This window comes from Zoogloea sp., assembly GCF_044344315.1.
Taxonomy (GTDB): domain Bacteria; phylum Pseudomonadota; class Gammaproteobacteria; order Burkholderiales; family Rhodocyclaceae; genus Zoogloea.
The window spans coordinates 17,947-31,492 of sequence record NZ_JBIJDC010000004.1 but is presented as its reverse complement, the minus strand read 5'-3'; the positions used below and the strand labels follow the sequence as shown (position 1 = coordinate 31,492).

General features: G+C 65.9%; 9 protein-coding genes. 3 read left to right on the top strand and 6 right to left on the bottom strand.

Annotation, left to right across the window (positions count from 1 at the left end):
* Positions 1-41: 41 nt before the first annotated feature.
* The gene (locus ACIQ09_RS01675) at positions 42-2,009 is read right to left on the bottom strand and encodes a transglycosylase SLT domain-containing protein (protein ID WP_398305139.1); all 1,968 of its coding nucleotides are present in this window, start codon (positions 2,007-2,009) and stop codon (positions 42-44) included.
* 40 nt (positions 2,010-2,049) lie between these two features.
* On the opposite strand from ACIQ09_RS01675, the gene ACIQ09_RS01670 reads away from it, so the two are divergent.
* Positions 2,050-2,670 (top strand): 5-formyltetrahydrofolate cyclo-ligase, encoded by a 621-nt coding sequence (locus tag ACIQ09_RS01670; protein WP_398305136.1) that lies wholly within the window; start codon positions 2,050-2,052, stop codon positions 2,668-2,670.
* Here ACIQ09_RS01670 and ACIQ09_RS01665 read toward each other — a convergent pair.
* Entirely contained in the window at positions 2,660-3,577 is a 918-nt protein-coding gene (locus tag ACIQ09_RS01665; RefSeq protein WP_398305133.1) for a hydrogen peroxide-inducible genes activator, read from the bottom strand. The genes ACIQ09_RS01670 and ACIQ09_RS01665 overlap by 11 nt on opposite strands.
* A gap of 188 nt (positions 3,578-3,765) precedes the next feature.
* Between ACIQ09_RS01665 and ACIQ09_RS01660 the strand changes: the two genes are divergently transcribed.
* Positions 3,766-5,292: a DegQ family serine endoprotease gene (locus tag ACIQ09_RS01660; protein ID WP_398305130.1), complete on the top strand. Its 1,527-nt coding sequence runs from the start codon at positions 3,766-3,768 to the stop codon at positions 5,290-5,292.
* 272 nt (positions 5,293-5,564) lie between these two features.
* Complete coding sequence (locus tag ACIQ09_RS01655; RefSeq protein WP_398305127.1) at positions 5,565-7,505, top strand: TonB-dependent receptor plug domain-containing protein; 1,941 nt, start codon at positions 5,565-5,567, stop codon at positions 7,503-7,505.
* A gap of 34 nt (positions 7,506-7,539) precedes the next feature.
* On the opposite strand, the gene ACIQ09_RS01650 is transcribed toward ACIQ09_RS01655, so the two are convergent.
* The 4 genes from ACIQ09_RS01650 to ACIQ09_RS01635 are packed head-to-tail and all read right to left on the bottom strand — an operon-like array spanning position 7,540 to position 13,482.
* Positions 7,540-7,875, bottom strand: a complete 336-nt coding sequence (locus ACIQ09_RS01650; protein ID WP_398305124.1) for a P-II family nitrogen regulator — start codon at positions 7,873-7,875, stop codon at positions 7,540-7,542.
* Between the two features lie 55 nt (positions 7,876-7,930).
* Positions 7,931-11,029, bottom strand: coding sequence for an efflux RND transporter permease subunit (locus tag ACIQ09_RS01645; RefSeq protein ID WP_398305121.1), 3,099 nt, complete (start codon positions 11,027-11,029; stop codon positions 7,931-7,933).
* Positions 11,030-11,038: 9 nt separating this feature from the next.
* Positions 11,039-12,235, bottom strand: a complete 1,197-nt coding sequence (locus ACIQ09_RS01640; protein WP_398305118.1) for an efflux RND transporter periplasmic adaptor subunit — start codon at positions 12,233-12,235, stop codon at positions 11,039-11,041.
* A 14-nt stretch (positions 12,236-12,249) separates the two neighbouring features.
* Positions 12,250-13,482, bottom strand: coding sequence for a TolC family protein (locus tag ACIQ09_RS01635; RefSeq protein WP_398305115.1), 1,233 nt, complete (start codon positions 13,480-13,482; stop codon positions 12,250-12,252).
* Positions 13,483-13,546 lie beyond the last annotated feature (64 nt).

Sequence of the window (13,546 nt, the reverse complement as noted above, 5' to 3'; positions counted from 1 at the left end):
CAGATCAAAACCGGAGCAAAGAATTCCCCACCGGACGGTGCTTATTCGAGGCCGGCCCCCGGCGCCGGGCTGCCCATGCTGCCGCTGACGTCGCCGTTGCTGGCGGCAATCGTGCCCAGCCGGCTCTTCAGGGAGGCCGAGCGCCCCTCCAGCAGGAGGGCATAGACGACGGCATTGGCCATCACCTTCTTCACGTAGTCGCGGGTTTCACCGAAGGGAATGGTCTCGGCGTAGATAGCCCCTTCCAGCGGCTTCACGTCCTTCCAGCGCTTGGCCCGGCCGGGGCCGGCGTTGTAGGCGGCAGAGGCCAGCACCGGATGGTTGTCGAGGCCTTCGAGGACCATCCGCATGTAGGTGGTGCCGAACATCACATTGGTGTCGGGATCGCGCAGCCAGCCGACGTTGTAGCCCTTCATGCCGAGCTTGCCGGCAATCCATTGCCCCGTGGTCGGCATGATCTGCATCAGGCCCTGGGCACCAACGCCCGAACGGGCCGAGGTGACAAAACGGCTCTCCTGACGCATCAGGCCATACACCCAACCGGTGTCCAGGTCACGGCTGCGGGCATTGGGCTCGATGCGCTCGCGGTAGGGGGCAAGGTAGCGCAGGCTGTAGTCGTGCTCGCTGCGGGTCCGGTCGGCAGCGTTGATGGCCCGGTCGTAGATGCCGAGTTGCTGGGCGAACTGGGCCGCGGCGAGGAGGAAGCGATCATCCCGGTTGCGCATGGTCCAGTTCCATTCCCGCGTGCCTTCGGTACGCATGTCGAGCCGGAACAGCGCCAGGGCGCGCTGCACGCCCTGGGTCTGGCGCACCCGCTCGGCTTCTTCGTCGCTGGTGGCGCGGGCTTTGTCGGGCAGCTTGAAGCTGCGGCCCAGCTCTTCGTCCGCAAGAATGCTGTAGAAGGTCGGGTGCCCGGCCAGCCGCTCAAAAGCCTGGCGCGCAGCCTCCTTGTTGCCGAGGGCCTGCTGTGCCCGGCCGAACCAGTAGGTCCAGTCGGGCAGATCACGCTGGGCTGCAGGCATGGCCTCAACTGCAGACTTCACGGCCCGCCAGTCGCCGGCACGCAGCGCAGCGCGAACGCGCCAGGCGGCCTGCTCTTCAGACATGGGGGTATCGCCAGCCGCCTTGAACCAGGAATGGGCTTCGGGAAGCAGCTTGGTGGCAGCCTGCCAGGCAATCTGGCCTAGGGCGTAGCCACGCTCAGCCGCATTGAAACGCTCGTCGAGCCGGGCATAGCGCATATACGCGCCCATCGGATCATCGCGGGACAAGCGGGCCAGGGCGATCAGGGCCAGCTCGCGCCCCTGGCGGCTGGCCGCAAAATTGACGGGCTGACGGTCGAGCCAGGTAGACGGGTTGGTGCTGGCCTTGTCCAGATCGGACGGACCCAGCGCCTGCTCGGCCGGCAGCCAGCTGGCCACGGCCCGGGCGCCGGTAAGGCGCTTGGCCTCCATCAGACGCCGGATGCGCGCCCACAGGTCGTCCGGCGCCACCAGCGCTTCGCGGACCAAGGTCTGGAGAACCGGAATGCAGCTTTCCGGGGTATCTACCAAACTGAACCACAGGGGGCGCACTTCACCCAGCACCGCAGCGTCGCCGTTCTGCAGACGAGCCTGATAGTGATAGCAGCGCAGTTCCTGGTCCGGCTGCTCCTGGTACGGAAACTCGGCCGCAAAGCTGCCCCACTCACCCCGCTTGCCCAGGCTGCGCAGCCATTCGCCGCGCACCTTCTCGGCCAGCCAGCTGCCGCTGTTGCGTTCGAGGAAGTCCTGGATGCGGGCCGGATCGAAATCGGCGGATGGGCGGGCGATCTGGTTGGACAGGGCCCAGTATTCGGGATAGGGATCGAGCACGTGACCGGTGGCCGGCGCATTGAGGGCAAGGCGGTTGCGATCACCACTGCGCGCCGCGTCCCGGGCCAGCAGGATGCGCTCGTCACCGGGGTCGCCACCAGCCGGCATGGCCATCCACAAAACTGCCGCCAGTACGGCCCACGCGCTATTCTTCATCGATTTTTGTCCCGCCAAAATGCCGCCGGAGAATAGCACAGTGAACACCCCGAACTCCCCCGCCGGACGCGATATTGCTGCACTGCGAAAAGCCTTGCGCCAGGCGGCCATCGCCGCGCGGGAGACACTGCCCGCCACGGCACGGGCCGAACGCTCGGCCCGCATCGAAATCCACCTGGACGCTTTGCTGGAAACGCTGGCGCCCCGGACCCTGGCTTTTTGCTGGCCGTGGCGTGGAGAGGTGGATCTGGTTGCCTGGACAGGGCGTTGGCTGGCCGCCGATCCACTGCGGCAAGCGGCCTTGCCCGAAGTGACGGGGCCGGCGCAGCCAATGCGTTTCCGGCGCTGGCAGCCGGGCGACGCCATGGCAACGGATCATCACGGCATTCCGGTGCCGGCGCACGGTGCATGGGTAGAGCCGGACATGATCCTGGTGCCCCTCAACGCCTTCGACGCGGCGGGCTACCGGTTGGGCTACGGCGGCGGCTATTTCGACCGCACCCTGGCCGCCCTCGATCCGGCGCCGCTGTGCATCGGCGTGGCCTTCGAACTGGCCCGGACCGAAACCACCCACCCCCAGCCCCACGACCAGCCCATGGACTGGATCGTCACCGAGGCCGGCAGCTTTCGAGCCGCCGCGCGGCCCGACTTCAGCGGCTGACCGGACGCACCCCTTGTAGCGGGCTGCCGAGAATGGCCGCCCGGATGACATCGATGGCCCCGCTGCGGGGATAGGTGACCCGCCAGGCCAGGGCAATGCGCCGGAAGGGTTCCGGTGCCTCGAAGGGGCGCACGGTGAGCAGGGAATTGCCACCGGGCAGGGGGTCGGCAGCGGAGCTGGGCAGCACGGTGATACCGGCGCCGGTGGCCACCATGTGGCGGATGGTCTCCAGGGAGCTGCCTTCCAGGGTGCGCTGCAGGCCCTCGCCGCCGCGGCACAGGGGGCACACTTCAAGCACCTGGTCGCGAAAACAATTGCCGGCCCCGAGCAGCAGCAGCGGCGCCTCGGCGAGGCGGGCGGCCGGGATCGCAGAGTCGGCCTCCCAAGCGTGCCCGGCAGGCATCAGCACCCGGAAGGGTTCGTCATAAACCGCCTGGGTGACGATGCCAGGCTCCTCGAAAGGCAGGGCCACCACGATCACGTCCAGGTCGCCCCGCTTGAGCGACTCAGCCAGCCGCGCGGTATAGTTTTCCTGGATCAGCAGGGGCATGGATGGGGCCGCGGCATGAACCCGGGGGATCAGGTGCGGCAGCAGGTAGGGGCCGATGGTGTAGATCACACCCAGCTTGAGGGGGCCGGACAGGGGATCTCGCCCCGCCGTGGCCAGCTCCTTGATCTGCCCGGCTTCGAGGAGCACCTTTTCGGCCTGGGCGACGATGCGCGCCCCGATGTCGGTGATCTTCACGTCAGCCGCACTGCGTTCAAAGAGGGTGACGGCCAGTTCGTCCTCAAGCTTCTTGATGGCCACCGAGAGGGTCGGCTGGCTGACATTGCAACGTTCGGCCGCATGGCCGAAGTGACGCTCGCGGGCCAGAGCGACAAGATAGCGAAGATCGGTAAGCGTCATCAGGTCACCCCAGGTGGCAATAGTGATTAACTATACAACGTCGCCGCCCAAAGGGCGCACCAGACCGGGCACCTTCGGCGTGGACTTGCACTCCGCCAAAGCGCCCCCATTTTGTAAGCACTTGTTTAAGCACGGAACGCGATCCTCCCCGGGAGCGTCAGTTTTCAGGCTATCAACTGGAGCAATCGATGAAACCTGTCCTGGTTCGGTCCACCTTCGCCTTTTCAGCCCTTGTGCTGGCCCTCTCCGGCTGCCTGCAGGAGGGTGGCGCCATCTCGCCGTCCCACGCCGCCAATGGCGCACCCGCCAGCGTTGCCCCCCCGCCCCAGCTTGCACCCGCCTCCGCCACACCGGCCAGCCGCTACGGGCTGCCCGATTTTTCTGCGCTGGTCGAGCAGGTAGGGCCGGCGGTGGTCAACATCAGCGTCACCCAGAAGGTCTCCCGCAGCGGTGGCGCCACGGCCGGGGAAGACCCCTTCGCCGGCGACCCCTTCTACGATTTCCTGCGCCGCTTCGGCGTGCCCGTGCCCGGCATGCCGGGCAACGGTGGTGGCGGAGGCGGCGGTCGCAGCCCGGAGCAGATCCAGCAGGGCGTTGGCTCGGGCTTCATCGTCAGCGCCGACGGCTATGTGCTGACCAATGCCCACGTGGTCGATGGGGCCGGCGAAGTTACCGTGCGTCTCACCGACAAGCGCGAATTCAAGGCCAAGGTGGTGGGCACCGACAAGCGCACTGATGTGGCCCTGCTCAAGATCGACGCCAGCGGCCTGCCCTTCGTCCGGACCGGCGACGCCGAACGTACCAAGGTCGGCGAATGGGTGGTGGCCATGGGCTCGCCCTTCGGCTTCGAGAACACCGTCACCGCCGGCATCATCAGCGCCAAGGCCCGCCGTCTGCCAGACGAGAACTACGTCCCCTTCCTCCAGACCGACGTGGCCATCAACCCGGGCAACTCCGGCGGCCCCCTGTTCAACCTGGCTGGTGAAGTGGTCGGCATCAACTCCCAGATCTACTCACGCTCGGGCGGCTTCATGGGTATCTCCTTCGCCATCCCCATCGACGTGGCGATGAGGGTGAAGGATCAGTTGCAGAAGTACGGCAAGGTTTCGCGCGGCCGACTGGGCGTGACCATCCAGGGGCTCGATGCCGAGCTGGCCCAGAACTTCGGTCTCGACAAGCCGGGCGGCGCCCTCGTTGCCAACGTCGAGGCGGGGTCTCCGGCCGAGAAAGGTGGGCTGCAGGCCGGTGACGTGGTCATCGGCGTCAATGGCCAAAAGGTGGACAACTCCGCCGATCTTCCGCGCATCATCGGCGAACAGAAACCCGGCACCAGCGTGCGCCTGTCGGTCTGGCGTGATCGCAAGACCCGCGAGATCACGGTCACCCTGGGCGAGCAGGTCGGAGAGAAAACCCTCGCCGCCAACCCTGAACGCAAGAGCGACAGCACCAGCAACAAGCTGGGCCTGAACGGCCGCGCCCTGACCGGACAGGAGGCAAGCCGCCTCGGCATTCCGGGCGGGATCGTCGTCGAAGGTGCCAGCGGCCCGGCCGCCAAGGCCGGCCTGCAGAACGGCGACGTCATCCTCGGCATCAACAACCAAGCCATCACCAGCGTCGAACAGTTCCGCAAACTGCTCGACGCCGCCGGCAACCGCTTCGCCCTGCTCATCCAGCGGGGCGGCAGCCGGATCTTCCTGCCGATCCGAATCAACTGAGGCCGGTGCTGCCCGCCTCCGGGCGGGCAGCACTCAAGTGCATCAATTCACAAGGGAATAGCAAAAGAATACACAGGCGGATCAGCATGCAAGCTTTATAATTCGTGAGCCGGGGCGCGGTTAAAAAACAGGGAAAGCTCCGACCCCACCAAAACAAAAATCGTCCGATGCCCTCGCTGTTCTCCTTGCGGTCCTTGCTCACCGCACTTGCGGGCCTTGCATGCGCACATCCCGTTTTCGCTGTCGACAGCCAGGCGGGATATGGCGCCGAATTGCCTTTTTTCGAGGATCTCCCAACAATTCTGTCGGCCTCCCGACTGCCCCAGGCACTCAATGAAGCCCCCGGAGCGGTCACCATCCTCGACCGGCACTTCATCCAGGCAACCGGCTACCGCGATGTGGCACGACTGCTGCGCCTGGTGCCCGGCATGCAGATCGGCCAGGAACGCGGGCACTCCCAATGGGTTACCTACCACGGCCTGAGCAGCGACTTTCCCACCGAAATCCAGGTGCTCGTAGACGGCCGTTCGGTGTACGCGCCCAGCTCTTTCGGCGGCGTCGACTGGTCTTCCCTGCCCCTGACCATCGACGAGATTGAGCGCATAGAGGTCGTGCGCGGCACCAATTCAAATGCTTACGGCGCCAATGCCTTCCTGGGCGTGATCAACATCATCACCCGGCACAGCCATCAGGAGCGTAGCGCCTCCGGTCAGATCAACGCCGGCAATCGCGGCATCGCCGACATCCGCACCAGCTGGACCGGCGGCAGTGACAACCTGGGCCTGCGCCTGTCGGCAGCGCGGATCCGCGACAACGGCTTCAGGCGCTTGAATGACTCCCGCGTCAGCCAGACCCTCAGCCTGCGCAGCGACTATCGCCTCAACGCCCGGGACGAACTCACCCTGCGCGCCGGCTACAACCGCCTTGAACGCGGCATGGGCTACCCCGATTCGATCTACAACAACAACGGGGAGCGCACCGCCGGAGTCGAAGCCAGCACCATTCACCTGACCTGGCGGCGCACCCTCAACAACGAGGAAGAGTGGTTGGTCAGCGTCTACCGCAACCACGAATCCAACATAGAGCGGTGGACGGCCAGCTCTCCCAGCTTCCCCAATGTGCCCCTGAACCGCAACCGCAGCAGCGACCGGACCAACATTGAATTGCAGCATCGCTTTGCGCTCAACACCCAGGCGCGGCTGGTGTGGGGCCTGGAGGGGCGGCGCGATGAGTCCGATGCGCCCTTCCTCTTTGCAGGCGCCAAACCGCCGAGCGTGAGCATCTACCGGGCGTTCTCCAACCTGGACTGGCACCTGAACCCGGCTTGGCAACTGAACCTGGGCGGGCTACTCGAAAAAAATGGCGATGTCGCCGCCCAGTTCATCCCGCGGGCCTTTCTGAATTGGCAAGCGAGCACCACCGACACCTTCCGGGCCGGCTACGCCAGAGCCTGGCAGCAGCGCAACATGTTCGACATCCATGGCGACGTGCGCGCCTATGCGCCCAACACCGACCCACGGACCAGTGCCCCCATCGCCTGGCCCTACGTGCCCAACCCCGGTCTGCGCACCACATCGGTGGATACAATCGAAGTGGGCTACCTGGGGCGCTTCCCGAGCATGGATGCCACCCTCGACGTGCGGATCTTCAACGAGCGCATCCGCAATTTCGTGGTCCGCCGGAACATCCCTTCGCCCATAGGCCCGCTGGCCCTGGGCGCCCTACCCTCATCGCAGTTCGTCAACCTTGACTCCCCTGTGGTCCTGCGCGGCCTCGAATACCAGCTTCGCGCCAAACCCCGGGCGGGCACCGAGATCCTGTTCAGCCACACCCTGATTGACCGTCACACCGACGCACCGGAAGTGGCCAAGCGCACGGCCCCTTACTCGGCAAGCCTGACCTGGTTGCAAGACTATGGTGCGGGCTGGACGAGCACCGCAAGCATCCTGCGCATGGGCTCCCTGGCCGGCGGCTACGGCTATGTGCCGGGCTGCGATTACACCTCGCCGGACTACACCAGTCTCGATCTGCGCATCGCCAAAGCCTTTCAACTGGATGGCCGCCGGGTGGAGATGGCTATCAACGGCATCAATCTGGGCGAGCGTCACCAGGAGATCGCCGACCGCTCCGAGCAGTGTCTACCGGTGCATCTGAACAAGCCGGTCAATCCGGCCTCCAGCATGGTCTGGCTGTCCCTGGGCGTCGAGCTCTAGGCGAGCGCTCTGCCCCGGACGCCAGCCTGCAGGCTCAGACGCTGTCCGAGCCGACCGTCTTGCGGATGAACACCGCCCTCTGAATTTCCGTGACCCACACCAGCCCATCACCGGTCTGGCCGGTACTGGCCACCTGGACGATCTGCTCGACCAGCGCATCAGCCATCTCGTCCGGGGCAATGATCTCGATCCGCACCTTGTCGGTGAAATCGGTAAGCACCTCCTTGATGGTGTGGGGCGTATGCCGCGAGGTGGCACCACAGCCCGCCACCTTGGTGATGGTCATGCCCGGAAAGCCCGGAATCGCCCGCAGCACCTCGCGCAGACGGGGCAGCTTCTGGGGGCGGATGACGGCAAGAATTTCCTTCATGTGCATTCCTTCATTCTGGGGCGGACCACCCTTTCGGCGGCCCGCCCGGCGGGGATCAGGCTTCGTAGGGGGTGTCGTCAAACCACTTGTACAACGTGGGAAGCACGACCAAGGTCAGCAGCGTGGAGGTGATCAGGCCACCGATCACCACGATGGCGAGGGGGCGCTGCACTTCGGAACCCGGTCCGGTGGCGAACAGGAAGGGGATCAGCGCCAGCAGAGCCACCGTCGCGGTCATCATGACCGGCCGGAAGCGCAGGGTCGCCCCCTGCACCACGGCCTGGGCCACGGGCATCCCCTCGGTACGCAGGCTGCGAATATAGCTGACCAGCACCACCCCGTTGAGCACCGCGATGCCCCACAGGGCAATGAAACCCACCGATGCCGGCACCGACAGGTATTCACCGCTCACCAGCAGGCCGAGCACACCGCCCACGCTGGCGAAAGGCAGCACCAGAATGATCAGGCTGGCCAGCTTGAGTGACCCGAACAGCAGGAAGAGCAGGAAGAAGATCGCCGCCACGGTCACCGGAATGATGATGGTCAGGTGGCCCATGGCCCGCTCCAGGTTCTGGAACTGGCCGCCCCACTCCAGATAGTAGCCATCCTTCAGCTCCACCTTGGACTCAACAGTCTTCTGCAACTCAGCCACGAAGCCGCCCAGGTCACGGTCCTTCACATTGATCGCCACCACCACCCGGCGTTTGGCCAGCTCGCGGGAGATCTGCGCCGGACCATCCACGATATGGATGTGGGCCAGGTTCTCCAGGGCCACCTGCACGCCGCCCGGGGCATTCACCAGGATGTTGCCGATCTTCTCCACGTTGTCGCGGAAACTCTCGGGCAGACGCACCACCGACGCAAAGCGCCGTTCGCCCTCGTACACCTCGGTGGCCTGCTTACCGCCAATGGCCGCCTCGATCACATCATTCACGTCCGACACGTTGAGGCCGTGGCGGGCGATGGCGCTGCGATCGATCTCGATGGACAGGTACTGCTGGCCGGTCACCCGCTCGACGCGGATATCGGTGGCTCCGGTAATGCCCGATGCCACCCGCGCGATCTCCTCGGCCTTCTTCTTGAGCAGTTCCAAGTCGTCACCGAAGACCTTCACCGCCACATCGGAGCGCACCCCGGTGACCATCTCGTCCACCCGGTCGGAGATGGGCTGGGCCATCACCACCTGGGCGCCCGGCAGCACCTTGAGCTTCTCGCGCATGGCGTCGGCAATGGTGTCCTGGGTCCAGCCGGCAGGCCACTCGTCCCGCGGCTTGAGACTGACGATGGGTGTCGACTCGTTCTGGCCCTGGGGGTCGGCCGGCGACTCGCCGCGACCCACGCCGGAGATGGCCGACTTGACGCCCGGCACCTCCATGACCAGCTTCATCGCCTGCATTTCCATCTTGATGGACTCTTCCAGGGAGATGTTGGGCACCCGGTTGATGCCCGGCACCACCGAGCCTTCCTTCATCTCCGGGATGAAGGCCGTCCCCAGGAAGGGGAACATGCCCAGGGTCACCACCAGCAGCGCCAGGCCGCCCACCACCGTCTTGCGGCTGTTGGCCACCGACCAGTGGAGCATCTTCAGGTAGGGCGCCTTGATCTTCGCGATCAGCCAGGTGTCATGCTCCGCACCACCCTTGAGCAGGTAGGAAGACAGCACCGGCGTCAGGGTCAGAGACAGGAACAGGGAAACAGCCAAGGCAATGGCGATGGTGTAGGCCAGGGGCGCAAACATCTTGCCCTCCATCCCCTGCAAGGTCATCAGGGGCAGGAACACCAGGATGATGATGCCGACACCGAAGATCACCGGTGTGGCCACTTCCTGCACGGCGTCGAAGATGACGCGCACCTTGCTCTCCCCTTCCCCCACGTGGCCCAGGCGGGCAAAGGCGTTTTCCACCACCACCACGGAGCCGTCCACCATCAGGCCGATGGCGATGGCCAGGCCCCCCAGGGACATCAGGTTGGCCGAGATACCGTAGTGGTTCATGGCCATGAAGGTGAGCAGCGGCGTCAACACCAGCGTGGCCACCACGATCAGGCTCGAACGCACATCCCCCAGGAACAGGAAGAGCACCACCACCACCAGGGCGATGCCTTCCAGCAACACCTTGATCACCGTCCATAGGGCCGCGTCCACCAGCTCGGAGCGGTCGTAGTAGGGCACGATCTTCAGGCCATCAGGCAGCATGCCCTTGTCGTTGATCTCGGCCACCCGGGCCTTGATGCGGCTGACCACCTCCTTGGCGTTGCCGCCGCGGAGCATCATCACGATGCCGCCCACCGATTCGGTGACACCGTTCTTCACCACCGCCCCCTGACGCACCTCGTGACCGAAGGTCACTTCGGCCACATCGCGGATGTACACCGGTGTGCCGCCCACCTCCTTGAGCACGATGGAGCCGATATCACCCAGGGTCTTGACGAGGCCGATACCGCGGATCAGGTACTGCTCGGAATACTGGGGCAGCACACCGCCCCCGGAGTTGGCGTTGTTGCGGGCCACGGCCTCATACACATCCCGCACCGTCAGACGGTGGTGACGCAAGCGGTCCGGGTTCACCAGCACCTGGTACTGGCGGGCGTAGCCGCCTTGCGAGTTGATCTCCGCCACCCCCGGGATCGAACGCAGGAGCGGGCGCACCACCCAGTCCTGCACGATGCGCCTCTCGGTCAGCTCCTTCTCGGTGAGTTTGCGATCGCCGTCATCGGGATGATCGAGGGTGTACTGGTATACCTCACCCAGACCTGTAGACACGGGCCCAAGCACCGGCACCACGCCCTCGGGCATCCGACTGCCCACTTCCAGCAGGCGCTCCATGACCAGCTGGCGGGCAAAGTACACATCGGTCGCATCTGTGAACACCAGGGTGATCAACGACAGGCCGGGTTTGTTGAGAGAGCGCATCTCCTCCAACCCGGGCAGGCCGGTCATGGAGATTTCCAGGGGGACGGTGACAAAACGCTCCACCTCCTCGGGGGAACGCCCCTTGGCTTCGGTCGCGATCTGCACCTGCACATTGGTAACGTCGGGGAAGGCATCCACCGACAAGCTGCGCGCTGCGTTGAGGCCGAAGGCCAGCAGCACCACAGCCACCACCACCACCACCAGGCGCTGCTGGAGGGCGGCACGGACTAATGATTGAATCATGGCCGGTCCTTATTCCAGTTCCTTGCGCTTGCGCTCGTTGTTCAGGTGGAAGGCACCCTCGACGAGAATCGGCTGTTCAGGCTTAAGCCCCGACAGGACGGCACGCTTGCCCTCCATGTCCGGGCCGAGGCGCACCGGCGTCAGGCGGAACTGCCCCTTGGCCACTTCAACGAACACGTTGTCGGCGTCGCCGTCACGCACTACCGCCTGGGCCGGCACCACCACCCGCTCCACCGGCGCGGCCTGGATCAGCATGGTGGCCAGCATGGCCGGCTTAAGCTGCCGGTTGGTGTTGTCCACCACGCTGCGCACAGTGATCGTGCGGGTCTCGGGGTTCACCGTATCGGCCACATAAATGAGCTTGCCAGTCAGGCGCGAGCCCAGTGCCGGCACTTCGATATCCACGGTCTGCCCGGACTTCACCAGGGCACCCTGCTGCTCGGGCACCTCGGCAGTCACCCACACCCGGGACAGATCCGCCACCACATACAGGGCATCGGCCGGCTGAACCACCTGGCCCGGCGCCACCTGGCGCTCGACCACCGTGCCGGCCATCGTGGACGCCACGGACGTAACCGAGTTGATGGCACCCGTGGTACCCAGCTTGTTGATCGCCCCGGACGACATGCCGAGCACCCGCAGCTGGTCAGCCGCACCGCGCTGCTCCGCCGAGGCAATCGACAACTCGCTCTCCCGACGCTGCAGCTCTGCCTTGCCGATCACGTCGGCGGCAAACAGCTGGCGGGCGCGTTCGACGCTGCGCGCCTGCAGGTCAGCCTGGGCGCGGGCCTTGAGATAGCTGAGCTGGGCCTCACCCAGCTCGGTGCTGTTGATCACCGCCAGGGAATCCCCCACTCGGACCTGCTGGCCCAGGTGGGCCTGGATCTCGATCACGCGGCCGGTCACGGTGGCCCCGATACGGGTCACCCGGGCCTGGTCGAAGTCCACCTTGCCGGCCACCCGCAGGGTGTCCGAAACCTGGGTATTGCCGGCCGAAGTGACCTTGATGGGCGCACCAAAATTGGGCGGAACGGTGACCAGCAGCGGATCGGGGGGCGCCACGCTCACGGCATCACCGGTGCCTTCGCTCAGGGTGGTGGATCCCTGCTCGGCGGCGGGCTTGCCCGCAGGTTTCTGGGCATCCTTGCACCCGGCAAGGACGAGGGCAGCCATCAGCATGGCCAGGGCAGTCGGTCGTAGCTTCATGGGGAGATTCCGTATCATTGGGCAGCGCGCAGGCGCTCGATTTCGATGACGGCCAGCTGCAGCTCGTAGCGGGCGGCGATGAGTTCATTGCGTGCGGCGCGAAAGACGCGCTGGGCGTCCAGGTAATCCAGGATGCCGCGCTCGCCGAAGCGGTAAGCCGCCTCGGCCACCTTCAGGGCCGCCTCGGCCTCACGCAGGATGCCGTTCTCCAGGGCATTCACCTGGTTGCGGGCAATTTCATAGTGACGATAGGAGGCTTCAAGGGCCTGCAGCAGGGTCAGCTCCTGGCTGTCCCGGTCGCTGCGGCTCTTCTGCAGCAGGGCCCCGGCCTCGGCCACCTGGCCGCGACGCTGGTCCCACAGGGGTACGATGGCCATCACGCCGATACGCGTGTTGCGCAGCTCCACATCCCGGTCCTCGGCCACCTTTACGGCCAGCTCCGGATGGCGGCGCAGGCGCTCCAGCTCAAGCTGACGCTCGGCGCGCCGCACCTCGGCCTGGGCCCGGGCCAGCTCCGGGTTGCGAGCCACCACCTCCGTGCGCAGGGCGTCCAGGGACGGCACCATCGGCGCACTGGCCAGGGTCCCCTCCACCTCGAACTCCGTCGGCAGGGACGGACCCACCAGGCCGCGCAGGGCCGCACGGGCCTGGGCGACGCGCAGGATGGCGCTCTCCGCGCTCTTCTGGGCATTCAGCAGCTCAGTGTCGGCCTTGATCAGCTCGTAGCGGGGGGCTTCACCGGTCTGCACCCGCACGGCCACCCGTGCCCGGATCTGCTCGGCCAGGCTCAGGTCCTCCTTGGTGGCGCGCTGCTCCGCCTGACGGCGCAGGAGATCAAAGAAGCGCTGGTCGAGACGGGCCAGCAGATCCACCTCAAAACTGCGCCCTTCGGCCTGGCGCGCCTCCAGCCCGGAGGTGGCGGCGCCAATACGCGCCTCACGCTGCCAGGGGTTGTCGATGCGCTGGCTGAGGGCGAGGCTCTGGGCCCCGCCGGTCGCCACGCCAGGCACCCGGGCCTGGGTACGACCGGCCAGGAATTCGACTTCGGGGTTGGGATAAGCCCCGGCACTGGTGATCTGGGCCCGGCCGGCATCGACCATGGCCCGCGCCGCCTGCAGGGACGGGTGGCTGGCCCGGGCCGCGTCGCGCAGGGCCTGGAGCTTGTAGGGTTCAGCGCCCGGCGGCGCGGCCAGGGCAGGCAGAAGCGTCGCAGCAAGGGCGACGGCCAGGGAAAGCTTCCTGAGCATGGAAATCCTTCAGCGATTGTTCAACGCTGTTATTCAAATCATGAGATGGCAGGGCCGACAAACG

What these genes read in the sequence shown, in the direction of transcription:
- ACIQ09_RS01665 (WP_398305133.1), bottom strand. Translation starts at nt 3,577, where the DNA reads ATGACGCTTACCGATCTTCGCTATCTTGTCGCTCTGGCCCGCGAGCGT.
- ACIQ09_RS01650 (WP_398305124.1), bottom strand. Translation starts at nt 7,875, where the DNA reads ATGAAGGAAATTCTTGCCGTCATCCGCCCCCAGAAGCTGCCCCGTCTG.
- ACIQ09_RS01640 (WP_398305118.1), bottom strand. Translation starts at nt 12,235, where the DNA reads ATGAAGCTACGACCGACTGCCCTGGCCATGCTGATGGCTGCCCTCGTC.
- ACIQ09_RS01645 (WP_398305121.1), bottom strand. Translation starts at nt 11,029, where the DNA reads ATGATTCAATCATTAGTCCGTGCCGCCCTCCAGCAGCGCCTGGTGGTG.
- ACIQ09_RS01675 (WP_398305139.1), bottom strand. Translation starts at nt 2,009, where the DNA reads ATGAAGAATAGCGCGTGGGCCGTACTGGCGGCAGTTTTGTGGATGGCC.
- ACIQ09_RS01635 (WP_398305115.1), bottom strand. Translation starts at nt 13,482, where the DNA reads ATGCTCAGGAAGCTTTCCCTGGCCGTCGCCCTTGCTGCGACGCTTCTG.
- ACIQ09_RS01660 (WP_398305130.1), top strand. Translation starts at nt 3,766, where the DNA reads ATGAAACCTGTCCTGGTTCGGTCCACCTTCGCCTTTTCAGCCCTTGTG.